Origin of the sequence: Bacillus massilinigeriensis (assembly GCF_900111815.1) — a bacterium.
Lineage (GTDB): Bacteria > Bacillota > Bacilli > Bacillales > Cytobacillaceae > Mesobacillus_C > Mesobacillus_C mediterraneensis.
Map to the genome: position 1 here is coordinate 568,370 of NZ_LT630004.1, position 22,241 is coordinate 590,610.

Below are 22,241 nucleotides of genomic sequence, written 5' to 3' on the forward strand. Positions count from 1 at the left end.
ATCTTTGATGTCTTGCCTTTTACTCCTTGCTTGCCGCGCAGGGGGGATTTATTTTTCATAGGAGGAAAGCGCAATGATAGAGAAGAAGTTAAAAGAGATAGCAGCGCTAGTTTCAGGCGATTTTCGCGAAGAGTTCGGCGACGTTGCTGTTGGCGGAGTCTCAATCGATACCCGTAAGATTTCAAAAGGCAATCTTTTCATTCCTTTCAAAGGTGAGAAGACGGACGGCCACCGATTTGTGGAAGAAGCCATAAAGAGCGGTGCGCATGCTTCGCTTTGGCAGAAGGATGTCCCGAATGCTCCGGAACATCTGCCGATCATTCTGGTGGACGATACGCTTGCAGCACTCCAGGAACTTGCCAGAGGATATAGGGACGAGCTTGACGTCAAAATCCTTGGGATTACTGGGAGTAATGGCAAAACAACGACGAAGGATATGACAGCAAATCTTCTTGCACGAAAGTATAAAGTGCAAAAAACAGAAGGAAATTATAACAACCATATTGGCCTGCCGTTAACCATCCTTGGACTTCGCCGAGATACTGAGGTTGCTGTCCTTGAAATGGGGATGAGCAGCAAAGGCGAGATTGAGCTTTTGACAAAACTGGCACGTCCTGATGCGGTCATCATTACAAATATCGGCGAGGCGCACCTGCTTGATCTTGGATCCCGCGAAGCGATTGCGGATGCGAAGCTTGAGATTATCCAAGGGTTAAAGGGCGGCGGAGAGATTATTTTCCATGGCGATGAGCCATTGCTTCAGGAGCGATTAAAGAATTACAGCGGGGATGGGACGCTGAAGACATTTGGGAAAAATCATGACAATGATCTTTATCCTGTGAAAATGGAGCAGGTGGCAGGCGGAAGCAATTTCGTGACGAACAAAAGCGATTTTGTTTTCCATTTGCCTGTTCTTGGTACACATAATATTCTTAATGCACTTGCAGCAATGCTTGCGGCCGAGTTCCTTGGAGTGCCATTTGACAGCATGGGTGATGGTTTCGCGGGCTTGAAACTAACAAGCATGAGGATGGAAATGGTAGAAGGAAAGCACGGAGAGAAAATCATCAACGATGCCTACAACGCAAGCCCGACTGCTATGAAGGCGGCCATTGACCTTGTTTCCAATCTGACTGGTTTCCAGCGTAAAATCCTTGTTCTGGGGGATATGCTGGAGCTGGGACCACTTGAAGCGGAATACCATGAGCAAATTGGGAAAGAGCTGGAGGCTGGTAAAATCCAGTATGTTTTCACCTACGGAAAACTCGGCGCGTATATCGCAAAAGGGGCTGCCGAAGTACTGGGTGAGGAGCATGTTTTTGCTTTTCAGAATAAAACGCTCCTATCTGAAAAGCTAAAAGAGTATGTGAACAGTGAAACGTTGCTCCTAGTAAAAGCCTCACGTGGAATGAGACTTGAGGAAGTCGTTTTTTCCTTGCAGCAGGAAGGTTGAAATCAAGGATAAAGGGATATGATAATGATTGTGGCAGTCCAAAATTATTTTTTCCTTAAATTACCAAAGTTTATTGCCGCATTGGGAGGGAAGGATTAGAGAAGAAAATAACCTGTCTGTTATTCCTCTTTCATTGCAATCCCTTCCTGTGGGTGGTAAGATTAACATCAAGTGTCTACGTAAGAAAATCCTGTTAATGGACATACTCCCGTACTGGAGAATGTCTTTTTTGCTACTATCAGTTGCGCGCAGTATGTCTGCCCCGTATCGTGACTCTGACGGAAACAGCATTTCATCAAGCGCTGCCGCCTTCAAATTTCAAACCGCGCGCTGGCACCTCGCCTTTCACAGGTGTACAATTTAACCAGATACTGCAATGACCTGAGATATACTTAAAGCCACTTAAAAATGATATAAATTAAATGCAGAAATAAAGGAGAATGAGCAAAGTTGACAATGTTTGAAGATTTAGGTATTAGCCAAGCAACATTAAAATCGCTTAAAAAAATGGGATTCGAAGAAGCAACACCAATTCAGACTGAAACGATTCCAGTGAGTTTGGCAAACAAGGACTTGATTGGACAGGCGCAGACAGGAACAGGAAAGACTGCGGCATTCGGTATACCGCTTATCGATAAGATTAAGAAGGAAAACCGTGTCATCCAAGGAATCATCATTGCTCCTACTAGGGAGCTAGCAGTTCAGGTTTCCGAGGAGCTATACAAAATCGGTGCTGGCAAGCGAATTGGCGTGCTCGCAATCTATGGCGGACAGGATATCAACCGTCAAATCCGCGCGTTGAAAAAAGGCCCGCATATCATTGTTGGTACTCCGGGACGTTTGCTTGACCACATTAAAAGGAAGACACTTCGCCTTGATACAGTAGAAACAGTCATCCTGGACGAAGCGGATGAAATGTTGAATATGGGCTTCATCGAGGATATCGAAAGCATTCTCGCATCCATTCCAAGCGAGCGCCAGACATTGCTGTTCTCAGCAACAATGCCTGTGCCAATCCGCAAGATTGCAGAGCGCTTCATGAAAGATCCAGAAGTCATCCGAGTGAAGACGAAGGAAATGACTGTTCCTCTTATCGATCAATACTATGTAGAAGTGCAGGAAAAAAACAAATTCGATGTTCTGACAAGGCTGCTTGACATTCAATCACCAGAGCTTGCTATCGTCTTCGGCCGTACGAAGCGCCGTGTCGATGAGCTTTCTGAAGCGCTGAATCTTCGCGGCTATACAGCGGAAGGTATCCACGGCGATCTGACACAGGCAAAAAGGATGTCCGTCCTACGTAAGTTTAAAGAAGGCTCCATCGATGTTCTTGTTGCCACAGACGTTGCCGCACGTGGTCTGGACATTTCCGGTGTTACTCACGTCTATAACTTTGACATCCCTCAAGATCCAGAAAGCTATGTCCACCGTATTGGACGTACTGGCCGTGCAGGTAAGCAAGGTATGGCAATGACATTCGTCAATCCGCGTGAAAAATCTTACCTGGAAGTAGTAGAGCGCACAACAAAGAAAAAAATGCAGCGCATGAATGCACCAACGCTTGATCAAGCATTGGAAGGCCAGCAAAGGGCGGTCGTCGAAAAAATTGTTCAGACTATCGAGTCGAACAACCTTCAATACTATCGCCAGGCTGCCAACGAGCTTCTTGAAAATAATGACCCGGTAACAGTTGTGGCTTCCGTCCTGAAGCTGATGACTAAAGAACCGGATACAACCCCTGTTGTCTTAACAGAAGAAAAGCCGCTTCCAATGCGCAACAAGAAGTTCTCTGACAGAAGAAGAGGACAAGAATCGTATAACAAAGGCAAAAAAGGTCCATTCAAGCCGCGTACAGGCGGTGGAAAGCGCCAAGGATCTTCTAACAAAACATCTCGTACACCAAGATAATAGTGAAGGCATGCTGCTTGCGGCATGCCTTTTTTTGTTTTAGCGGAGGGTCATGCGGAAGGAAGAGCGCATTGTTCCGTGATATGGCGGATGAATTGGCTGTATCTCGGGGAAATCGCTCAAGTTTGGGTTCTCAACGATTTCTGCTAATCAGGAGAGGCTTTCTCGCTCTCGCATGGCGGAGTCAACCAGTTTTTGAGGTAAATCGCTTCCCTGATCGAGTTATCAGCCAACTTCGGGCGAGAATCAACCAAACTTGGCGAAAAATCAGCCAACTTCGGGCGAAAATCAACCACGCTTGGCGAAAATCAGCCAACTTCGGGCGAGAATCAACCAAGCTTGGCGAAAAATCAGCCAACTTCGGGCGAGAATCAACCAAGCTTGGCGAAAAATCAGCCAACTTCGGACGAGAATCAACCAAGCTTGGCGAAAAATCAGCCAACTTTGCGCGAAAATCAACCAACAGCAGCCGTGGCGCCTTTTTTATCAAGGTTACTCCTGTTTTGGGCGGTGCGGTGAGCGGAGTCCAGCGCCATTGTGCGGAAATCACTCATAGCTACCAGTGCACGCTTTCCGTGATCATTGCGCCGAACAGAATGCTGTCCCAGCGGCGGCAGCCTAGCAAAATCGGGCATACTATTCCTAATACCCAAAAAAGGGGGATGGCAGATGACGATCATTAAACTGGGGTATGTGGCGATGAGCATGGAGCTGAAGAATGCCTCGCCTTCGAAGACGATGACATTTCGGCAGTTTTCACAAATACCAGACCGGGAGGCAGCGATTCGGAAGCTTGAGCGGATTGCGGTTTCCAACCTGCATAATTGCCTGAGGCTTTTGAGGCATAACAAGGCTAATGGAATAGAATTTTTTCGCTTAAGTTCGAAGCTGATCCCCTTAGCGAACCATGATGAACTAAGTGATTGGGATTACATGGCGCCGCTTCGGGAATCGCTCCAAGAGATAAAGAGTTTCTTAAAAGAAAGCCAGATGAGGGTGGACTTTCATCCAGATCATTTTGTCCTCTTGAACGCGGCCAAAACGGATATTCTGCAAGTATCCGTCAAAACGCTGGCACTGCATCGAAGGCTGCTTGCAGGAATGGGCATTGACACAACGCACCGATGCGTTCTTCATGTCGGAGGCGCTTATGAGAACAAGGAAAAAGCGTTGGAACAGTTTATCGAGAATTGGGGTAGGATTCCGCTGGCAATTCAAAAAATGATGATGCTTGAGAATGACGATAAGAGCTTCACGATGAACGATACGCTATACCTATGCGAGAAGCTCGGTATTCCACATGTGTTCGACTATCACCATCACCTCGCAAATCCTGGAGAAGAAGACTGGAAGGAACATTGGCAGAGAACGATAGCAACATGGGAGCAGTCTCCGCTGCCGGTAAAAATGCATATTTCCAGTCCGCGTTGTACAGACAACTATCGCGCTCATGCTGACTATATCGATCCTGCCATGTTCATGGAATTTTTGCATGGAATAAAAGGATCACTTCCGGAAGTTCATTGCATGATTGAGGCGAAGCAAAAAGATTTGGCTCTGTTCAAGTTAGCGGAGGATCTTTCCACTGAAACCGGAATGGAAAGACTCGGACCAGCAACTTTCAGAATCGGGCGATGATTCCTATATCTTTGAAAAATCCTCCCCTCCAGAAGCAGGTTTACGATATACTGAAGGTGCTATAAACAGAAGGCGGGAGGTAATTAGTATGGTATTAGAACCGCAAACAAAAATTTCGGAACGTGCCCTTACTGTCTGGAGAGTAACAGGGGCAATTGCATTTTTGATTGTATTGCTTGTGGGAGGGGGAATTATTGTGCCAGCCGTCATTTTTGACTGGCCGATCTGGATTATTCCGGCAGTGGTCGCCATTTGCCTGCTTCACGGCTACATGGCGATTTGGTTTGTTCCAAAGCTTCGCTGGAAGCGCTGGCGTTATGAAGTGAGAGATCAGGAAGTAGAGCTGCAGCACGGTGTGTTTATTGTGAAACGGACACTCGTTCCAATGATCCGCGTCCAGCATGTGGACACAAAGCAAGGTCCGCTGCTGCGAAAATATGGGCTTGCTAGCGTGGCAGTTTCCACTGCCGCAACAGTGCACGAAATCCCAGCTCTTGAGATTGAAGAAGCTGAACAGCTGAGGGTTTTCATCTCAAGGCTTGCTAGGGTGGCGGAAGAAGATGTCTGAGCCAAAGAGGATGCATCCTATCGCCGCTGTTCTGAATACGGTTCGACAAATTAAGGATATGATTGTTCCGTTCGGTGTATTTGTGATTTTTGGAAGCAATAATTTTGATTTGGGTTATTTGGTTGGTGCGCTTGGGGTAGCGATCCTTTTTCTCGTTGCCGGAGTTATCTCCTGGTATCGATTTACCTATCGCATCGAGGAAGGAGAGCTGAGGATTGAGTACGGCCTTTTCGTCAAGCACAAACGATATATTCCATTTGAACGAATTCAAAGTCTTGATTATTCGGAAGGCATTCTTCAGCGGATCTTCGGCCTTGTAAAGGTTACAGTCGAAACCGCAGGGTCGACGGGGGGCGGCAAAGGAGATGCGGAGCTTGTTGCGATCACCAAAAAAGAAGCAGGCGTCATCCAAGAAATGCTCGTTCGAGCGAAGTCACAAAAAACTGCGGATGCAGAAAGCTTAGAGGAGACAAACGGGTCTGTTATCTATAGGATGACAGGCAAAGAGCTTGTCCTGCTTGCAACCACTTCTGGCGGGATGGGGGTAATTCTTTCTGCTGTCTTTGCTTTTGCATTTCAATTGGATGAAGTCATTCCTTATAAAAAGATTTTCAAAGACGTATCAGAATACGCTGCAAAAGGGATGGCCTTCATTGCTCTTGCTGTGTTCATCGTCCTATTTCTCGCATGGGCAGCATCTGTCGTAGCGACGCTTGTGAAATACGCGAATTATAAGGTGAAAAAGGTAGGGGAAGACCTTGTCATTACAAGGGGCTTGCTGGAGAAGCGGCAATTCACCATTCCGCTGAACAGAATACAGGCAGTAAGGATTGTCGAGAATCCACTTCGGCAAATTTTCGGTCTTGCATCAGCTTCTGTCCATAGTGCTGGTGGCTCTGCCGGGAACGTAGAAAGCTGGAAAGTACTCGTTCTCCCAGTCATCAAAAAAGACAAGATTCCTGCACTTTTAGAACCATACTTGGAAGGCTATCAACTAGCGCCGGCTCTGAAAGGATTGCCGCGCCAATCGCTCCGCCGGTATATCTTCAGAGGCTGGATCATGGCAGCGCCGCTCGTAATCCTTGCTCTCGTCTTTTTTAAAGAGTGGGGCTTGCTGTCATTCTTGCTGTTTGCCATTTCTGCGCCCTGGTCATGGTTGAGTTTTAAAGACGCAGGTTTTTGTCTTGAAGACGACAGCCTGACTTTGCGGGCGAGAGGCTTCTCTCGCCAAACAGTGATGATGAAAAAGAAAAAAGTACAATCGCTCACGCTTGTCGAAAGTCCTTTTCAGAAAAAGAAAGAACTTTCCACTATTACCGCAGCGGTAAAATCAGGGGCGGGGGCGTCCGGCGGGAAAGTGATGGACATGGATAAAGACGATGCACAAAGTGTCTACCACTGGTTCTCAAGAGAGGAAAGCTAATCTCCTATACTTTAGGAAGCGTTAGCCTCCCCGCAAGGAATCCTGCAATCAGTCCAAAGATATGGGCGGTGACGTTGATATCCTTCTGGATAAAAGTCATGACAACACCAATCGCTGCGATTGTCAAAATGACTTGGGAATTTTCGTTTGACAATAAATCTTTCCGAAATAAGGACATGGCAATATAGTAGCCGAAAAGTCCAAAAATCGCTCCGCTTGCTCCGACATGGATGTAAGTGAGCGGTTCCAGGAAGAATGTCGCCACATTAGCAAGCACACCTGTGACAAGGTAGACTGCAAGAAATTTTGCTTTGCCGAGCATCTGTTCCAATGCAGGCCCAAACAGCACGAGCGAAAAACTGTTGAACAAAACATGGGTGAAACCGGCATGAACGAATATGGGGGTGACAAGCCTCCAGAATTCTCCTTCAGCGATGTAGAGGTTAACACCCGACAGCAGTTCGAATACTTGCAGTGTAGGCAAAAAAGGCAAAGCTGTTAGGATATAGAGAATCAAGTGAATCAGGATGATGGCGGTAATCGCCGGATAGTAGCGAATAAACTCATTGAAACTCTCCGTGCGCGAGAACATATACTTCCTCCTTTCTATGCTTATACTATTAGAATAGCCTTTTTTGATAAGGCAAGGCTAGAACCAGTACTTATTTTTATGATAATGATGATTTTTTTAGAAGGATGATGAACGATGATTAAAGGTACGGGAATTGATATCGTGGAAATCAGCAGGGTGGCCGAACTGCTTGAGAAGCAGCCAAAGTTTGTGTCGCGGATATTGACAGTAGAGGAGCGCGTGGTATTCTCAAAGCTGAGCGGAGCAAGGAGACTGGAGTATTTCGCCGGCCGATTTGCGGCAAAAGAAGCGTATGCTAAGGCTGCTGGCACAGGAATTGGTGCCTCGCTGTCTTTCCTCGATATCGAGACTGGAAATACACAAGAGGGCCGACCAGTCATTTTGCGCCCGCAAACCGATAGTGTCCATCTATCCATTTCTCACAGCAGGGAATACGCGGTAGCCCAAGTTATCATTGAAGCTTAGACTGATATCCTATGGTGGACAATATTTTAGAATAAACCCTTTGGTTGTCTCATATATTCGTAGTGCAACAGGGGAGACAAGACTAGGCGGCGGGAAAATGGGGCATGAAGACTCATGCTGCCGGAAGTTTCATCCTGTCTTTTCTTTCCCTTTCCTATTGATATAAGACCAAAAAAGGGGTGGAAGAATGAAGAGGAAGTTTTTGCTGATTCTCGCCGGACTAATGGTTGTATTTTCACTGGCAGCGTGCGGAGCGAAGTCTCAGCAATCAGTTGTTAAGGACCTTGATGGAAAGCTTTCGGGTTTGAAGAGCTATAAGGCTAAGGCGAAAATGACGCTTGAAATGGGCACGGAACCGCAAGTGTACGATGTGGAGATATGGCATAAGGATCCTTCCTTTTACAGAGTCAATCTAAAGAACGCCAAGAAGGACCAAAGCCAGATGATTCTCAGGAATAAAGAAGGAGTATTTGTCCTGACTCCTGCCTTGAATAAAAGCTTCAAGTTTCAGAGCAATTGGCCGCAAAACAGCAGCCAAGCCTATTTATACGAGTCATTGGTCCAGGATATTCTCGAAGATAAAGAAGCCAAATTTTCCGCTACGAAAGAACATTATGTCTTTGAAACGAAAACGCGTTACCAGAACAATAAAATGCTTCCGCTGCAAGAAATTACCCTTGATAAAAAAAGCCTTGCTCCTGTCAGTGTGAAGGTAATGGATTCTGACCGGAAAGCGCTCGTTAAGGTGGAATTCTCAAATGTGAAGTTTGGAGCAGAGTTCGATAATAACGCTTTTGATATGAAAAAGAATCTTGCGGCATCTCAGCTGGAGGTTCCTGTAATGGGAGAAGCAAAAGGAGATAAAAAGGAATTCTCCGTTAAGTACCCTCTTGCAGAACTGCCTGGAGTCACGCTGAAAGGGGAAAAAGAGATGAAGACGGAGGATGGAAAGAGGATGGTCCTGACCTATGAGGGGAAGGATAAATCCTTCACCATCATCCAGGAAAAAACGGATGTCATGCCAACCTCCGCATCGCCCATCAGCGTAAACGGGGAACCTGTTGATCTAGGTTTCACCATTGGTTCCATGACAGGTAACAGCATCAAGTGGACGCATGATGGGGTGGACTACACCCTTGCTTCCACCAACCTGACACCAGAAGAAATGGAGATGGTTGCCGAATCAGTCCAGGCAGACGCTGTGAAATAAGATGCCACAGAGCAGGCTCTCTTCGCTGTAGAGCCTGCTTTTTTTCGTAAAAAATAACCATTTGACAATAGACTGCCATGGTTTGATAATGGTACGAGGAGAAATTGAACGGAATAAAGGAAGTGCAGTAAGTGGAAGAACAGCATTACTACCGCGATACATGGGCAGAAATCGATCTTGATAAAATCTCGCGAAACTTGAAGCGAATTAAAGACTATATTGGGGATAAGACGGATATTATTGCTGTCGTAAAGGCGGATGCGTATGGGCACGGCGCGCTCGAAACAGCCGAGGCAGCGCTCGAGGCGGGAGCATCACGGCTGGCCGTCGCGTTTTTAGACGAGGCATTCGCTTTGAGACAAGCGGGAGTCCGGTCTCCAATTCTTGTAATTGGTGCCAGCAGGCCAGAAGATGCAGCATTAGCGGCAAAGCAAGAGATTGCCCTTACTGTTTTTCAGGCTGAGTGGTTAGAAAAGGCAGCAAAATGCATGGATTCGGCTGTCCCTCTTGCAGTCCATCTAAAAGTGGATACAGGCATGGGGAGAATCGGGATTCGCCATATAGAGGAGCTTAAGGACGCGGAAACCATTTTAATGGATAACGGTATATTTACGTTTGAAGGAATCTTCACGCATTTTGCGACAGCAGATGAGAATGAGGAAGGTTATTTTGATGAGCAGCTCTCTAAATTTAAACATTTTATATCAGCTCTTGATAACCAACCGCCGCTTGTACACTGCAGCAACACCGCCGCCGCTTTAAAGCGCAGCGATGCTAAGTTCAATGCTGTCCGAATCGGAATTTCGATGTATGGGCTCTCGCCGTCCCCGGAAATGAAACAAGCTATTCCGGTAAAATTGGAAGAAGTATTCTCTCTCCATACTCAAGTAGCGCATGTGAAAAAACTGGAAAAAGGCGATAAAGTCAGCTATGGAGCCACCTATGAAGCTTCAGGCGATGAGTGGATTGCAACCCTCCCAATCGGCTATGCGGATGGCTGGATCAGAAGGCTGCAGGGTCAGGAAGTGCTGGTGGATGGCAAGCGTTGTCCTATCGTTGGTCGGATCTGCATGGATCAGTGCATGGTGAAGCTTCCTTTTGAAGTGAAGGTCGGAACCATGGCTACCCTTATTGGTACTCAAGAAGAAGAACAAGTGACCGTTGATGAAATTGCGGATAAACTAGAAACGATCAATTACGAAGTTCCCTGTCTCATTTCTTACAGGGTTCCAAGGGTTTTTCGGAAAGATGGCAGGATCACCAGCGTGAAAAATCGCATTCTTCAGGGATTTAATGATTGAGGTCTTTGATGCATAAAGAACAAGTTTTTTTGGTGATACTACGTAAGAATTGCCAATTTGACTTTGCATCGGGCCCATTTAGTGATAATATTGAAAATGGTAGAAAATTAAAAAGATAAGTAACGGCTTGTAGTGATGATGGTGGAGGTGTATGTTTGTGTCTGAATCCAGCGCAACAACTGAAATTATGGTGAAGTTACCGCAACACCTGCTGACAGAATTGGACGGCTTTGTGAAACAGGATAATGTCAATCGAAGTGAATTCATTTACCAGGCAACGAAGATGTACTTGCGGGAGCGAAAAAAAAGACAGATTCGCGAATCTATGAGACGGGGCTATATGGAAATGGCGAAAATTAATTTGACGATTGCTTCTGAATCCTTCCAGGCAGAATTCGAGGCAGAAAATACAGTCGAACGTTTAGTAAGCGGAGGCTAATCCCTTGATTGTAAAACGTGGCGACGTTTATTTTGCGGACCTATCCCCAGTTGTTGGTTCAGAACAAGGCGGCGTCCGTCCAGTGCTTGTCATCCAAAACGACATCGGGAATCGGTTTAGTCCCACAGTAATCATTGCAGCGATCACTGCCCAGATTCAGAAGGCGAAGCTGCCTACACATGTTGAAATTGATGCGAAACGTTATGGATTTGAACGAGATTCCGTCATACTGCTGGAACAGATCCGAACAATTGATAAGCAGCGTCTAACCGATAAGATTACCCATCTTGATGACGAAATGATGGAAAAAGTGGACGAAGCCCTGCAAATTAGTTTGGGTCTCATTGAATTTTAAGATAAACGCCTATTTCAGGCGTTTTTTATTTAGCGGTGGATACATTTCCCAACCCTTAGAGCGAGCTGGAATCAGCTGGCTTTTTCTTTATAATCGGTCTTTTATCATTTGACGGATACTACAGTGTTATCATTTAATTGAACTATACAAAAAATGTGAACTTTTGGTTGCTATTATATTTCGTTTACATTTACGCTATTAGGGTAATGTAAAATCTTGTATGTTAAAATGAGGTGGAGATTATTAACAAAGTAATTGTCAATTATATTCAAGAACATAAACATGAAATATTGAAAGAATGGATCGAATCGACGAAAGAAACAGCCGAAGACCGAGTAATCAAGGCTGTTTCAGACCAAGTCTTCACAGTCACTAGCGGTGAATTTATCGATTTGATCATTTCTAACATAAAAGGGATGAAAGATGACTTCAATGCCAAGCTGTCCGATTTTGCAGAAAAGGTTGTGCGGCTCGGATGGCCGCTGACATTTGTTACCCGCGGCTTGCATACTTTTGAAAGAATTGTCTTCAATCGTATGGAAGAAAGCGGGACGATCAACCGTGAAAACCAGATGGACATGGTGCATCAGTTTGATGACTGGTTCACACCGATGAACAATGAAATCGTCAGCGTCTACTCGGCTACTTGGGAGAAGACGGTTTCTCTCCAAAAAATGGCACTCCAAGAGTTGTCTGCACCACTGATTCCGGTTTTTGAAGGAATCAGCGTTATGCCGCTTGTCGGGACGATTGATACGGAGCGCGCTAAGCAGATTATGGAAAATCTGTTGAAGGGAGCAGTAAAACATCATGCTCAGGTGGTGCTGATTGATATTACCGGTGTTCCTGTGGTGGATACGATGGTTGCGCATCATATCATTCGGGCTGCAGAAGCGGTGAGGCTGATTGGGGCAAAGTGCATGCTAGTCGGAATTAGGCCGGAAATTGCACAGACGATTGTTAATCTTGGTATTAATCTCAACCAGTTCACTACGAAGAGCACGCTTAAGAAAGGAATTGAGGCAGCACTTCATTTGACGAACAGAGAAATTGTCGAAACGGGGGGAGCGATGTGAGAATACCAATCCTAAAATTGTATGATTGTTTGCTTGTTTCCATTCAATGGGAACTAGACGATCACACAGCCCTTCAGTTCCAGGAAGATTTACTGTACAAAATACATGAAACCAGCGCAAATGGAGTCGTTATTGATTTGACTTCCATTGATTTTATAGATTCATTCATTGCAAAGGTGTTAGGTGATGTAATCAGCATGTCAAAGCTTATGGGAGCTAAAGTGGTCATTACAGGAATACAGCCTGCAGTTGCCATCACACTCATTGAGCTTGGCATTGCCCTTGAAGATGTTATGACAGCGCTGGACTTGGAAAAAGGTTTGGAGAAATTACAACAGGAATTGGGGGAATGAGTGCATGAGCATCCAATCCTGTGTGACCATTATAAATGAATGGGATATTGTAGCGGCACGCCAGCTAGGGCGCAATGTTGCCAAAGAGCTAGGCTTCGGTACCGTTGATCAAGCGAGGATCACTACGGCTATAAGCGAACTAGCAAGAAATATTTATCTATACGCCGGCAAGGGACAAATTTGCATTGATAAGCTGAATGAAACAGGTAAAGCCGGACTTCGGATTCTTGCAGCGGACGATGGTCCCGGAATAAAGGATATACGTCAGGTGATGGAAGACGGTTTTTCAACCTCCGGTGGACTGGGAGCCGGTTTACCTGGAGTGAAAAGATTAATGGATGATTTTAATATCGAGTCAGCCGAAGGTAAAGGCACAATGATAAAAGCGACTAAATGGCTCCGTTAGGGGGAAGGGTTATGGAATTCCGAGAAATGATGGAGTCAAAGTATCGGGAACTCCTTGAAAATTACATCAAGGAGCAATCAGAGCAAGCGTTATATGCGGGACAGAAATTCAGCCGAAAGTCTATTGAGCATAAAATATCACCTGAAGAGATTGTAAGCCTACATAAGAGTTTGCTCGCCGAAATGTATCCGGAAGTTCCGGAAAGCGTACTGAATTCGTTCGATGTCCTGCTGGAAGTGATGATAGGCTATGGGTTGGCATATAGAGAGCACCAAAGCCTCCGACACCAACAGGAAGAACTGCGTTCCGAAATGGAAATTGCGGCGAATGTCCAACAAACCCTTTTAGGAACGAATGTACCGATGGTGGAAGAGCTTGATATAGGTGCAATCAGTGTTCCTGCCAAGCATATGAACGGTGACTATTTCCATTTTGTCCAGGATGAGGATGGCTGCACGAGTGTTGCCATCGCGGATGTGATCGGGAAGGGGATCCCTGCTGCGCTTTGTATGTCAATGATCAAATACGCGATGGACAGCCTTCCGGAAAACCGGATGGAGCCTAGCAGCATCCTTGAAAGTCTGAACAGGGTAGTGGAGCAAAACGTAGACCGAAGCATGTTCATTACGATGTTTTATGGCATGTTCAACCCTGCTGCAAACAAATTTTCTTACGCTTCAGCGGGGCACGAGCCTGGTTTCTACTACAATGCGGAAACGAAAGAATATCGGGACCTGAATGCAAGGGGACTGCTGCTTGGTGTAGAGAAAAGAACAAAATACCGCCAGTATGAAATGGAAATCTTTCCGGGCGACATGATTGTCCTTATGTCTGATGGAGTGACAGAGTGCAGGACGGAAGAAGGGTTCATTGAAAGGGAAACGCTCATGGAGTATATAGACAAATACATTGACTTGAGCGCTCAGGAAATCGTCAATAATATTTTCAAAGAACTTGAAAAGGTTCAACACTTTCAATTGCGGGACGATTTCACCTTAATAATTTTAAAAAAGACGGTTTAGCTTGGAAGTGATTCGGGTAAAGGTTAAAATGCAATCGAATGTAAAAGGTGGGTCAGGGAATGAATATATCTATTGATGTAAAGGAAATAAATTCAGTTTCTGAGATAAAAGTAAGCGGAGAAATTGATGCATACACTGCGCCGAAGCTTCGCGAAACGCTTTTTCCAATGTCGGAGATGAATGGCGTCAAAATGACGGTGGACCTTTCAGGCGTTTCCTATATGGACAGTACTGGTCTCGGTGTCTTTGTTGGTGTCTTTAAAAATGTCCGCGCCAACGAGGGTGAGTTTAAAATCGTCGGTTTGTCCAGCCGGCTGCAAAGGCTTTTTGAAATTACAGGCCTGGCTGATATCATCGATATCAACAGCGAGATAGAGGGTGGAGTCCAATGAGTCAGCTGTTTGATTATATCGAAATGAAAATACCGGCGAAGCCTGAATTTGTCGGTGTTATCAGATTGACGCTATCTGGAATTGCCAGTCGAATGGGTTTTTCGTACGATGAGATTGAGGATTTGAAAATTGCAACGAGTGAGGCGTGTACGAACGCGGTTCAGCATGCCTATGAGAATAAAGAAAAAGGTGAAGTAATAATTGGATTCGGACTTTATGAAGACCGTCTGGAGGTCATGGTTGCAGACAACGGGCAAAGCTTCGATTTCCACTCTGCCTGCGAAGGTCTTGGACCATACGACCAAAATGATTCAATAGAGTTCCTTCGTGAAGGAGGCTTGGGGCTGTATCTGATTGAAACATTGATGGATGAAGTAAGGGTTCATCACAAAGAGGGCGTCACGGTCTTCATGACCAAGTACCGAGAAGGAGAGCAGGTGGAGATAGATGCAGAGACAATCTCAACCTAATCAGAAAACAAAGGAAAAAGTCAATGAATTAATCAAAGCTTACCAGCTTTACGAGGATGATGACGCCCAAAGTGAACTGGTCTTACATTATCAAAGTCTTGTTGAAACAATCGCACGCAAATACTCCAAAGGCAGGTCATTCCACGAGGATATCGTTCAGGTCGGAATGATTGGACTGCTTGGAGCAATTAGAAGGTATGATGAATCTTTCGGTAAGAGCTTTGAAGCATTTGCCGTGCCGACAATCATCGGTGAAATCAAACGATTCCTCAGGGACAAGACATGGAGCGTTCATGTTCCCAGAAGAATCAAAGAGCTCGGCCCGAAAATAAAGACAACCGTGGAAGAGCTGACAACAAAGCTGCATCGTTCACCACGAGTGGAGGAAATTGCGGAATTTCTCGAAGTATCGGAAGAAGAAGTGCTGGAAGCGATGGAAATGGGAAAGAGCTATCAGGCGCTTTCTGTTGACCATTCCATTGAAGCGGATTCCGATGGCGGCACCGTCACACTGCTTGATATTGTTGGTAATGTGGATGAAGGATATGAAAAAATCAACCAGCGGCTTGTGTTGGAAAAAGTCCTTCATGTACTGTCAGACCGCGAAAAACTCATTATTCAATATACTTATCTTGAAAATATGAGCCAAAAAGAAGCAGGAGAACAGCTTGGAATTTCACAAATGCATGTATCCCGCCTTCAGCGGAGGGCGATTAAAAAGCTTCAGGAAGCCATTCATGCTGAAAACAGCAGCTCGGAGATTTCTACATGAAACAACGTTTCCATGAACAGCTCGACCTCTTTGTGCACCAGACAACGAAAGAAGGTAAACAGGAATGCGGCGATAGTTTTTACTTCACCGCAACGGATGATTATTTCATCTGTGTTGTTGCTGATGGGCTTGGAAGCGGGAAATTCGCGAACGAATCGTCAATGGCTGTTGTGTCTTTAGTGGAACAAAACCATCAGGAAGATGTAGAAGTATTGATGAAAAGGTGTAACGAAGTTCTTGCCCACAAACGGGGAGCGGCTGTTTCCATCTTTAAGGTGCACTTTAAAACGCGGGAATTTGTCTACAGTTGTGTTGGCAACATCCGCTTCTTCCTTTATTCACCTGATGGCAAACTCACCTATCCCCTTCCTGTAACTGGATATCTTTCCGGGAGGCCGCAAGTATTTAATACACAACGCTATTTCTATGAACCAGATTCCAAGTTTTTGATTTATTCAGATGGCTTTGATATTCATGGGGCAAAATCGTTGCTGAAGGGCTACCGCCCTGTCAGCGTAATTGCCGAAGAAATTATTTCAACTCATCAAAACAGCGCGGATGACGCAACTTTCATTGTTGGAAGCCTCCTGTGATAAGGACGCTTCTTTTTTGTGGTTTTTTTTTAAGAAAAGGAAAGCGGCATCGATATTTGGTAAACTATTAAGTAGGCCGTAGGGCCGCTTCGATCCATGATGGAAAATGGAGGCTGATGATTTGGAAAAGACGTTAAATAGGCAAGAGGAATTTGTAAAGAGCATTGCAGCGGAACAAAGCATTGCACCTAAGCAAGTCAAGAGCGTAATCGCGCTCGTCGAAGAGGGCAACACGGTGCCTTTCATCGCTCGTTACCGAAAAGAACAGACGGGTGCTCTCGATGAAGTGCAAATCAGGAATATCATTGATAGATGGCAATACATACAAAATCTTGCGCAGCGCAAAGATGAGGTCATCAGAATCATCGAGGAGCAGGGAAAGCTGAGCCCGGAATTAAAGAAATCGATACAAAAAGCTTCGAAGCTGCAGGAAGTGGAAGACCTTTATCGGCCATATAAGCAGAAACGCCGTACAAAAGCGACTGTGGCCCGGGAAAAAGGTCTCGAGCCGTTGGCGCTATGGATGCTGCAATTTCCTGCGGAAGGCAGCCTTATGGAGAAAGCCGAGGAGTATACAGGTAATGAAGAGGGAGCAGCAGATGCTTCCGAAGCGATTGATGGCGCAAAAGATATCATTGCTGAGATGGTTTCCGATGATGCGGAAGTAAGAAAAGCAATCCGTGCGCAAACACTGAAAACCGGAACGGTAGAATCGGCTGTAAAGGACGAGGAAAAGGACGAGAAGAGAGTATATGAGATGTATTATGAGTACGGAGAATCGATTGCTAAGATTGTTCCGCACCGCATCCTAGCCCTCAACCGCGGGGAAAAAGAAGACATTCTTCGTGTCGGGATCAAAGTGGATAACGAAAGCATCATGCAGTACTTAAAGAAAAAGTGGATTCAAAATGAACATTCCGTTTCTGCTCAAGCAGTGTTGGAAGCGCTTGAGGATGCCTACAAGAGACTGATACAGCCATCGATTGAGCGGGAAATCCGCAATGAACTGACCGAGCGGGCGGAGGAACAGGCAATTCATATTTTTTCTGAGAACCTCCGTAAACTCCTGCTTCAGCCACCGTTAAAAGGGAAGGTCGTTCTTGGAGTGGACCCAGCCTTTCGGACAGGCTGTAAGCTTGCCGCGGTGGATGAGACGGGAAAGGTCATGGAAATAGGCGTGATTTATCCCCATCCTCCTGTTTCAAAAGCGCGGGAAGCGAGAGACAAATTCACCAAGATAATCAGGGACTATCGAGTAGAGATGATTGCGATCGGAAATGGAACTGCCTCTCGTGAAACGGAGCAATTTGTTTCGAGTGTGTTAAAGGAATTGAATGATGATATTTACTATTTAATCGTGAACGAGGCAGGTGCCAGTGTTTACTCTGCATCAGACCTTGCAAGAGAAGAATTCCCAGACTTTCAAGTAGAAGAAAGAAGCGCTGTCTCCATTGCGAGACGCCTGCAAGATCCGCTAGCTGAACTTGTGAAAATTGATCCTAAATCGGTTGGTGTCGGTCAATACCAGCATGATGTTAGCCAAAAACGATTGTCTGATTCTTTAGGTTTTGTTGTGGAAACAGCCGTTAACCAGGTTGGGGTCAACGTAAATACAGCATCCTCCTCCTTGCTTCAATACGTCGCGGGATTATCTAAGACAGTAGCTCATAATATTGTGAAAAAAAGGGAGGAAGAAGGAAAGTTCACGAGCAGGGTACAACTCAAGAAAATTCCTCGCTTAGGTGCAAAGACTTATGAACAGGCAATCGGCTTTCTTCGGGTTGTCGATGGAAAAGAACCGCTCGATAGAACGGGAATTCACCCTGAAAGCTATGAAGCTGCAAAGAAACTGCTTAAAAGCCTTGGCTTTACAAGCAAGGATATCGGTTCAAATGAACTGAAAGAGGCGCTGAGAGGGTTGAATCAGGCGCAGGCCGCACAGGAACTTGAAATTGGCGAACTGACTTTGAAAGATATGATTGATGCACTAACAAGGCCGAACCGCGATCCACGTGATGAACTGCAGGCACCTCTGCTGAAAAAAGACATCTTAAAGATGGAAGACTTGAAGCCAGGGATGGAACTTCAAGGCACTGTCCGAAACGTCGTCGATTTCGGGGCATTTGTTGATATCGGTGTCAAGCAGGATGGACTGGTCCATATTTCAAAGCTGAGCAATAGATTTGTAAAGCATCCTCTAGATGTCGTCTCTGTCGGTGATATTGTCACTGTATGGGTGGACAGCATCGATGCGAAAAAAGGAAGGGTGAGCTTAACAATGCTCTCCCCAGAAGGATAATGAGAAAAGAGGCTGTCAAGCGCCCTTTGATTTCAAAGGGGTGGACGGCCTTTCTTTTTCACGGGAAAGCGAGATTAGACGGATTGCTTTTTTCTGTAGAAAAACCAGCACTGATTCAGCAGTTTGATTTGCGACCTATTTTTTTCATAGAATGCTTTTTTCATTTGATTCTGGAACCAGACGGGCATATGTCATCCCTCCAGGTATCAATCTTAAAAGGCAAAGTTATTATATGCTATAATAGGTTGTCATGTTCACAAATAGGAGGGAGAGGCATGGAAAACGAGCAGCTTCAAAGGTTGGTGGAGTCTATTTCGCTGCACGAATTTCAAAAAACGTTCCGCCATGCTGCTTATTTTAATCCCCGTCTTAGGACAACAGGGGGAAGGTATATGCTTCGAACCCATAATATAGAAGTAAATAAACGATACTACGAAGAATTTGGGGAAGAGGAACTAAAAGGAATCATCCGGCATGAGCTTTGCCATTACCATCTCCATCTTGAGGGGAAGGGTTATAAACATCGCGATTATGATTTCCGTCAACTTTTGGCGAAAGTGAATGCACCTAGATTTTGCTCAGAGCTTCCAAACACAAGGGCAAAAAGAAAACCAAATAAGATCCTTATTTATGAGTGTTCCCTCTGCAATCTGCAGTACCGCAGGAAAAGGGTTGTTGATACTGCGCGTTTTGTATGTGGAAAGTGCCGTGGGAAATTATTTAAGAAAAGTGATTGACAACTGCATGACATGCTGGTAAAGTATTAAATCGTGACTGGTATTCAGTCTGAAACAAATTTTTAATAAGCTTCTTGACAACAGCTCGATGCATGATTATAATTTTAAGAGTCGATAACGGCGATTGCCCAATATTGACAAATTAAAAGTATTCCGCAGTAGCTCAGTGGTAGAGCATTCGGCTGTTAACCGAACGGTCGTAGGTTCGAATCCTACCTGCGGAGCCATTATTCGGGGAAGTACTCAAGAGGCTGAAGAGGCGCCCCTGCTAAGGGTGTAGGTCGCGTAAGCGGCGCGAGGGTTCAAATCCCTCCTTCTCCGCCATTTTAATTTCGGCCCCTTGGTCAAGCGGTTAAGACACCGCCCTTTCACGGCGGTAACACGGGTTCGAATCCCGTAGGGGTCACCAATACTGATAGAAACATCAATATAACCATCTGGTCCCGTGGTGTAGCGGTTAACATGCCTGCCTGTCACGCAGGAGATCGCCGGTTCGATCCCGGTCGGGACCGCCATTATTTTGGGCTATAGCCAAGCGGTAAGGCAACGGACTTTGACTCCGTCATGCGTTGGTTCGAATCCAGCTAGCCCAGCCATTTTTTGAGCCATTAGCTCAGTTGGTAGAGCATCTGACTTTTAATCAGAGGGTCGAAGGTTCGAGTCCTTCATGGCTCACCATTTTTCATTAAACATATGCGGGTGTGGCGGAATTGGCAGACGCACCAGACTTAGGATCTGGCGCCGCAAGGCGTGGGGGTTCGACTCCCTTCACCCGCACCAAAAAAACTTGTTGACATGATAAATGAAGACGGGTTATAATATAAGCCTGGTTAACAACGTGCGGTCGTGGCGGAATGGCAGACGCGCTAGGTTGAGGGCCTAGTGGGGGCAACCCCGTGGAGGTTCAAGTCCTCTCGGCCGCACCAAAAAAAGTATTGACAGCCAAACGAGGTTGTGGTACAATATAAAAGTTGCTTCAGTAAAATACGCGCCCGTAGCTCAATTGGATAGAGCGTCTGACTACGGATCAGAAGGTTATGGGTTCGACTCCTTTCGGGCGCGCCATATTATCGGGAAGTAGCTCAGCTTGGTAGAGCACTTGGTTTGGGACCAAGGGGTCGCAGGTTCGAATCCTGTCTTCCCGACCATGGAGCACTTTCGATCGATAAACAACAATCATAATATGCGGGTGTAGTTTAATGGTAAAACTCCAGCCTTCCAAGCTGATGTCGTGGGTTCGATTCCCATCACCCGCTCCAACTAATTTATTGCTCTTTGAAAACTAAACAAACAAGCGTCAACAAACAATAATATGATGGTCACTGACCATCAGCCAACGTTTTATTTGATGAGCTAATCACTCACTCTTTTATGGAGAGTTTGATCCTGGCTCAGGACGAACGCTGGCGGCGTGCCTAATACATGCAAGTCGAGCGCCTTCTGAAACATACATTATCCAGTTTTGAGGGAACAATCCTCAAACCAAATAGTCTGGCGGCGATGGCGAGAAGGTCACACCCGTTCCCATACCGAACACGGAAGTTAAGCTTCTCAGCGCCGATGGTAGTTGGGGGTTTCCCCCTGTGAGAGTAGGACGCTGCCAGGCGGTTTATACGGAGGATTAGCTCAGCTGGGAGAGCATCTGCCTTACAAGCAGAGGGTCGGCGGTTCGATCCCGTCATCCTCCACCATTTTGGACATGTTCATTGTTCACTTGCCGGTGTAGCTCAATTGGTAGAGCAACTGACTTGTAATCAGTAGGTTGAGGGTTCAATTCCTTTCGCCGGCACCATTTGTACGAGCCATTAGCTCAGTTGGTAGAGCATCTGACTTTTAATCAGAGGGTCGAAGGTTCGAGTCCTTCATGGCTCACCATTTTTCTTTTCATTAAACATATGCGGGTGTGGCGGAATTGGCAGACGCACCAGACTTAGGATCTGGCGCCGCAAGGCGTGGGGGTTCGACTCCCTTCACCCGCACCATTTTTGCGGAAGTAGTTCAGTGGTAGAATACAACCTTGCCAAGGTTGGGGTCGCGGGTTCGAATCCCGTCTTCCGCTCCATGCTTTCCGCCGGGGTGGCGGAACTGGCAGACGCACAGGACTTAAAATCCTGCGGTAGGTGACTACCGTACCGGTTCGATTCCGGTCCTCGGCACCAATCATACGAATATGCGCCCGTAGCTCAATTGGATAGAGCGTCTGACTACGGATCAGAAGGTTATGGGTTCGACTCCTTTCGGGCGCGCCATATTATCGGGAAGTAGCTCAGCTTGGTAGAGCACTTGGTTTGGGACCAAGGGGTCGCAGGTTCGAATCCTGTCTTCCCGACCATTTTTTATGGGGCCTTAGCTCAGCTGGGAGAGCGCCTGCTTTGCACGCAGGAGGTCAGCGGTTCGATCCCGCTAGGCTCCACCAAAAAAACTATTGACTTTATACCAGTCGATGTTTTATACTAATAGAGTCGCTTTAGCGGCCACCACAAATTGCTCTTTGAAAACTAAACAAACAAGCGTCAACAAACAATAATATGATGGTCACTGACCATCAGCCAACGTTTTATTTGATGAGCTAATCACTCACTCTTTTATGGAGAGTTTGATCCTGGCTCAGGACGAACGCTGGCGGCGTGCCTAATACATGCAAGTCGAGCGGACAGAAGGGAGCTTGCTCCCGGAAGTCAGCGGCGGACGGGTGAGTAACACGTGGGCAACCTGCCTGTAAGACTGGGATAACTTCGGGAAACCGGAGCTAATACCGGATAATCCTTT

23 protein-coding genes, 20 tRNA genes and 1 rRNA gene are annotated in these 22,241 nt (G+C 46.0%); 42 read left to right on the plus strand and 2 right to left on the minus strand.

The window, feature by feature from the left end:
- Positions 1-73 precede the first annotated feature (73 nt).
- The 6 genes from BQ5796_RS02940 to BQ5796_RS02965 all read left to right on the plus strand — a co-directional run bounded on the left by BQ5796_RS02940 (position 74) and on the right by BQ5796_RS02965 (position 6,990).
- Positions 74-1,453 (plus strand): UDP-N-acetylmuramoyl-tripeptide--D-alanyl-D-alanine ligase, encoded by a 1,380-nt coding sequence (locus BQ5796_RS02940; protein ID WP_071458893.1) that lies wholly within the window; start codon positions 74-76, stop codon positions 1,451-1,453.
- Between the two features lie 450 nt (positions 1,454-1,903).
- Positions 1,904-3,361, plus strand: a complete 1,458-nt coding sequence (gene cshA / locus BQ5796_RS02945; RefSeq protein ID WP_071458894.1) for a degradosome RNA helicase CshA — start codon at positions 1,904-1,906, stop codon at positions 3,359-3,361.
- A 95-nt stretch (positions 3,362-3,456) separates the two neighbouring features.
- Positions 3,457-4,044 (plus strand): hypothetical protein, encoded by a 588-nt coding sequence (locus BQ5796_RS02950; protein ID WP_141769924.1) that lies wholly within the window; start codon positions 3,457-3,459, stop codon positions 4,042-4,044.
- Positions 4,031-4,999 (plus strand): UV DNA damage repair endonuclease UvsE, encoded by a 969-nt coding sequence (gene uvsE, locus BQ5796_RS02955; RefSeq protein WP_071458896.1) that lies wholly within the window; start codon positions 4,031-4,033, stop codon positions 4,997-4,999. The genes BQ5796_RS02950 and uvsE overlap by 14 nt, the downstream gene beginning before the upstream one ends.
- 88 nt (positions 5,000-5,087) lie before the next feature.
- Positions 5,088-5,567, plus strand: a complete 480-nt coding sequence (locus tag BQ5796_RS02960; protein ID WP_071458897.1) for a PH domain-containing protein — start codon at positions 5,088-5,090, stop codon at positions 5,565-5,567.
- Positions 5,560-6,990, plus strand: a complete 1,431-nt coding sequence (locus BQ5796_RS02965; RefSeq protein ID WP_071458898.1) for a PH domain-containing protein — start codon at positions 5,560-5,562, stop codon at positions 6,988-6,990. Before BQ5796_RS02960 ends, BQ5796_RS02965 begins: the two co-directional genes overlap by 8 nt.
- A gap of 4 nt (positions 6,991-6,994) precedes the next feature.
- On the opposite strand, the gene BQ5796_RS02970 is transcribed toward BQ5796_RS02965, so the two are convergent.
- Complete coding sequence (locus BQ5796_RS02970; RefSeq protein ID WP_071458899.1) at positions 6,995-7,582, minus strand: rhomboid family intramembrane serine protease; 588 nt, start codon at positions 7,580-7,582, stop codon at positions 6,995-6,997.
- A 114-nt stretch (positions 7,583-7,696) separates the two neighbouring features.
- Here BQ5796_RS02970 and acpS point away from each other — a divergent pair, with 114 nt between their 5' ends.
- The 14 genes from acpS (at position 7,697) to BQ5796_RS03040 (ending at position 18,735) form a co-directional block, all read left to right on the plus strand.
- Complete coding sequence (acpS, locus tag BQ5796_RS02975; RefSeq protein WP_071458900.1) at positions 7,697-8,047, plus strand: holo-ACP synthase; 351 nt, start codon at positions 7,697-7,699, stop codon at positions 8,045-8,047.
- 187 nt (positions 8,048-8,234) lie between these two features.
- Positions 8,235-9,257 (plus strand): LolA family protein, encoded by a 1,023-nt coding sequence (locus tag BQ5796_RS02980; protein ID WP_071458901.1) that lies wholly within the window; start codon positions 8,235-8,237, stop codon positions 9,255-9,257.
- A 131-nt stretch (positions 9,258-9,388) separates the two neighbouring features.
- Positions 9,389-10,558, plus strand: coding sequence for an alanine racemase (gene alr, locus BQ5796_RS02985; protein ID WP_071458902.1), 1,170 nt, complete (start codon positions 9,389-9,391; stop codon positions 10,556-10,558).
- A 157-nt stretch (positions 10,559-10,715) separates the two neighbouring features.
- A complete protein-coding gene (locus tag BQ5796_RS02990; RefSeq protein ID WP_071458903.1) occupies positions 10,716-10,997 on the plus strand; it encodes a CopG family ribbon-helix-helix protein in 282 nt (93 codons plus the stop codon).
- A 4-nt stretch (positions 10,998-11,001) separates the two neighbouring features.
- Positions 11,002-11,352, plus strand: a complete 351-nt coding sequence (ndoA, locus tag BQ5796_RS02995; RefSeq protein WP_019156408.1) for a type II toxin-antitoxin system endoribonuclease NdoA — start codon at positions 11,002-11,004, stop codon at positions 11,350-11,352.
- Positions 11,353-11,594: 242 nt separating this feature from the next.
- The gene (locus tag BQ5796_RS03000; protein ID WP_071461124.1) at positions 11,595-12,428 is read left to right on the plus strand and encodes an RsbT co-antagonist protein RsbRA; all 834 of its coding nucleotides are present in this window, start codon (positions 11,595-11,597) and stop codon (positions 12,426-12,428) included.
- Entirely contained in the window at positions 12,425-12,781 is a 357-nt protein-coding gene (locus BQ5796_RS03005; protein WP_071458904.1) for an STAS domain-containing protein, read from the plus strand. The genes BQ5796_RS03000 and BQ5796_RS03005 overlap by 4 nt, the downstream gene beginning before the upstream one ends.
- A 4-nt stretch (positions 12,782-12,785) precedes the next feature.
- Complete coding sequence (locus tag BQ5796_RS03010; RefSeq protein WP_071458905.1) at positions 12,786-13,187, plus strand: anti-sigma regulatory factor; 402 nt, start codon at positions 12,786-12,788, stop codon at positions 13,185-13,187.
- An 11-nt stretch (positions 13,188-13,198) separates the two neighbouring features.
- Positions 13,199-14,209 carry a PP2C family protein-serine/threonine phosphatase gene (locus BQ5796_RS03015; RefSeq protein ID WP_071458906.1) on the plus strand — a complete coding sequence of 337 codons (1,011 nt, stop codon included), beginning with the start codon at positions 13,199-13,201 and terminating at the stop codon, positions 14,207-14,209.
- A gap of 59 nt (positions 14,210-14,268) precedes the next feature.
- Positions 14,269-14,601: an anti-sigma factor antagonist gene (locus BQ5796_RS03020; RefSeq protein WP_071458907.1), complete on the plus strand. Its 333-nt coding sequence runs from the start codon at positions 14,269-14,271 to the stop codon at positions 14,599-14,601.
- On the plus strand, positions 14,598-15,071 hold the full coding sequence (gene rsbW, locus BQ5796_RS03025) for an anti-sigma B factor RsbW (protein WP_071458908.1): 474 nt from the start codon (positions 14,598-14,600) through the stop codon (positions 15,069-15,071). The genes BQ5796_RS03020 and rsbW overlap by 4 nt, the downstream gene beginning before the upstream one ends.
- Positions 15,049-15,843, plus strand: coding sequence for an RNA polymerase sigma factor SigB (sigB, locus tag BQ5796_RS03030; protein ID WP_071458909.1), 795 nt, complete (start codon positions 15,049-15,051; stop codon positions 15,841-15,843). The genes rsbW and sigB overlap by 23 nt, the downstream gene beginning before the upstream one ends.
- On the plus strand, positions 15,840-16,436 hold the full coding sequence (locus BQ5796_RS03035) for a PP2C family serine/threonine-protein phosphatase (RefSeq protein WP_071458910.1): 597 nt from the start codon (positions 15,840-15,842) through the stop codon (positions 16,434-16,436). The genes sigB and BQ5796_RS03035 overlap by 4 nt, the downstream gene beginning before the upstream one ends.
- 121 nt (positions 16,437-16,557) lie before the next feature.
- Positions 16,558-18,735: a Tex family protein gene (locus BQ5796_RS03040; protein ID WP_071458911.1), complete on the plus strand. Its 2,178-nt coding sequence runs from the start codon at positions 16,558-16,560 to the stop codon at positions 18,733-18,735.
- A gap of 74 nt (positions 18,736-18,809) precedes the next feature.
- On the opposite strand, the gene cmpA is transcribed toward BQ5796_RS03040, so the two are convergent.
- Complete coding sequence (cmpA, locus tag BQ5796_RS17790; RefSeq protein WP_097677974.1) at positions 18,810-18,923, minus strand: cortex morphogenetic protein CmpA; 114 nt, start codon at positions 18,921-18,923, stop codon at positions 18,810-18,812.
- Positions 18,924-19,010: 87 nt separating this feature from the next.
- On the opposite strand from cmpA, the gene BQ5796_RS03045 reads away from it, so the two are divergent.
- The 22 genes from BQ5796_RS03045 (at position 19,011) to BQ5796_RS03150 (ending at position 21,888) form a co-directional block, all read left to right on the plus strand.
- Positions 19,011-19,472: a SprT family protein gene (locus tag BQ5796_RS03045; RefSeq protein WP_071461125.1), complete on the plus strand. Its 462-nt coding sequence runs from the start codon at positions 19,011-19,013 to the stop codon at positions 19,470-19,472.
- Between the two features lie 152 nt (positions 19,473-19,624).
- Positions 19,625-19,699 (plus strand) — tRNA-Asn (locus tag BQ5796_RS03050).
- Positions 19,700-19,705: 6 nt separating this feature from the next.
- Positions 19,706-19,796, plus strand: a tRNA-Ser gene (locus BQ5796_RS03055).
- A 10-nt stretch (positions 19,797-19,806) separates the two neighbouring features.
- Positions 19,807-19,881, plus strand: a tRNA-Glu gene (locus BQ5796_RS03060).
- A gap of 30 nt (positions 19,882-19,911) precedes the next feature.
- A tRNA-Asp gene (locus BQ5796_RS03065) sits at positions 19,912-19,987 on the plus strand.
- Between the two features lie 6 nt (positions 19,988-19,993).
- Positions 19,994-20,068, plus strand: a tRNA-Gln gene (locus tag BQ5796_RS03070).
- Between the two features lie 6 nt (positions 20,069-20,074).
- Positions 20,075-20,150: transfer RNA gene (locus BQ5796_RS03075), tRNA-Lys, on the plus strand.
- A gap of 17 nt (positions 20,151-20,167) precedes the next feature.
- Positions 20,168-20,252, plus strand: a tRNA-Leu gene (locus tag BQ5796_RS03080).
- Positions 20,253-20,312: 60 nt separating this feature from the next.
- Positions 20,313-20,398: transfer RNA gene (locus tag BQ5796_RS03085), tRNA-Leu, on the plus strand.
- Between the two features lie 62 nt (positions 20,399-20,460).
- Positions 20,461-20,537, plus strand: a tRNA-Arg gene (locus BQ5796_RS03090).
- A gap of 6 nt (positions 20,538-20,543) precedes the next feature.
- A tRNA-Pro gene (locus BQ5796_RS03095) sits at positions 20,544-20,620 on the plus strand.
- 37 nt (positions 20,621-20,657) lie between these two features.
- Positions 20,658-20,731, plus strand: a tRNA-Gly gene (locus BQ5796_RS03100).
- 231 nt (positions 20,732-20,962) lie between these two features.
- Positions 20,963-21,078, plus strand: a 5S ribosomal RNA gene (gene rrf, locus BQ5796_RS03105).
- Between the two features lie 9 nt (positions 21,079-21,087).
- Positions 21,088-21,163 (plus strand) — tRNA-Val (locus tag BQ5796_RS03110).
- A 25-nt stretch (positions 21,164-21,188) separates the two neighbouring features.
- Positions 21,189-21,264 (plus strand) — tRNA-Thr (locus BQ5796_RS03115).
- Positions 21,265-21,271: 7 nt separating this feature from the next.
- Positions 21,272-21,347 (plus strand) — tRNA-Lys (locus tag BQ5796_RS03120).
- Between the two features lie 22 nt (positions 21,348-21,369).
- Positions 21,370-21,454: transfer RNA gene (locus BQ5796_RS03125), tRNA-Leu, on the plus strand.
- A 5-nt stretch (positions 21,455-21,459) separates the two neighbouring features.
- Positions 21,460-21,534 (plus strand) — tRNA-Gly (locus BQ5796_RS03130).
- Between the two features lie 8 nt (positions 21,535-21,542).
- Positions 21,543-21,631 (plus strand) — tRNA-Leu (locus BQ5796_RS03135).
- A gap of 13 nt (positions 21,632-21,644) precedes the next feature.
- Positions 21,645-21,721 (plus strand) — tRNA-Arg (locus BQ5796_RS03140).
- 6 nt (positions 21,722-21,727) lie between these two features.
- Positions 21,728-21,804 (plus strand) — tRNA-Pro (locus BQ5796_RS03145).
- A gap of 8 nt (positions 21,805-21,812) precedes the next feature.
- Positions 21,813-21,888: transfer RNA gene (locus BQ5796_RS03150), tRNA-Ala, on the plus strand.
- The last annotated feature ends 353 nt before the right edge of the window (positions 21,889-22,241 follow it).

Bases quoted from the DNA above. Each gene is read 5' to 3' on its own strand.
- BQ5796_RS02940 (WP_071458893.1), top strand. From the start codon at position 74: ATGATAGAGAAGAAGTTAAAAGAGATAGCAGCGCTAGTTTCAGGCGAT.
- uvsE (WP_071458896.1), top strand. From the start codon at position 4,031: ATGACGATCATTAAACTGGGGTATGTGGCGATGAGCATGGAGCTGAAG.
- BQ5796_RS02960 (WP_071458897.1), top strand. From the start codon at position 5,088: ATGGTATTAGAACCGCAAACAAAAATTTCGGAACGTGCCCTTACTGTC.
- BQ5796_RS02965 (WP_071458898.1), top strand. From the start codon at position 5,560: ATGTCTGAGCCAAAGAGGATGCATCCTATCGCCGCTGTTCTGAATACG.
- BQ5796_RS02970 (WP_071458899.1), bottom strand. From the start codon at position 7,582: ATGTTCTCGCGCACGGAGAGTTTCAATGAGTTTATTCGCTACTATCCG.
- acpS (WP_071458900.1), top strand. From the start codon at position 7,697: ATGATTAAAGGTACGGGAATTGATATCGTGGAAATCAGCAGGGTGGCC.
- BQ5796_RS02980 (WP_071458901.1), top strand. From the start codon at position 8,235: ATGAAGAGGAAGTTTTTGCTGATTCTCGCCGGACTAATGGTTGTATTT.
- BQ5796_RS03010 (WP_071458905.1), top strand. From the start codon at position 12,786: ATGAGCATCCAATCCTGTGTGACCATTATAAATGAATGGGATATTGTA.
- BQ5796_RS03015 (WP_071458906.1), top strand. From the start codon at position 13,199: ATGGAATTCCGAGAAATGATGGAGTCAAAGTATCGGGAACTCCTTGAA.
- BQ5796_RS03020 (WP_071458907.1), top strand. From the start codon at position 14,269: ATGAATATATCTATTGATGTAAAGGAAATAAATTCAGTTTCTGAGATA.
- rsbW (WP_071458908.1), top strand. From the start codon at position 14,598: ATGAGTCAGCTGTTTGATTATATCGAAATGAAAATACCGGCGAAGCCT.
- sigB (WP_071458909.1), top strand. From the start codon at position 15,049: ATGCAGAGACAATCTCAACCTAATCAGAAAACAAAGGAAAAAGTCAAT.
- BQ5796_RS03035 (WP_071458910.1), top strand. From the start codon at position 15,840: ATGAAACAACGTTTCCATGAACAGCTCGACCTCTTTGTGCACCAGACA.
- cmpA (WP_097677974.1), bottom strand. From the start codon at position 18,923: ATGCCCGTCTGGTTCCAGAATCAAATGAAAAAAGCATTCTATGAAAAA.
- BQ5796_RS03045 (WP_071461125.1), top strand. From the start codon at position 19,011: ATGGAAAACGAGCAGCTTCAAAGGTTGGTGGAGTCTATTTCGCTGCAC.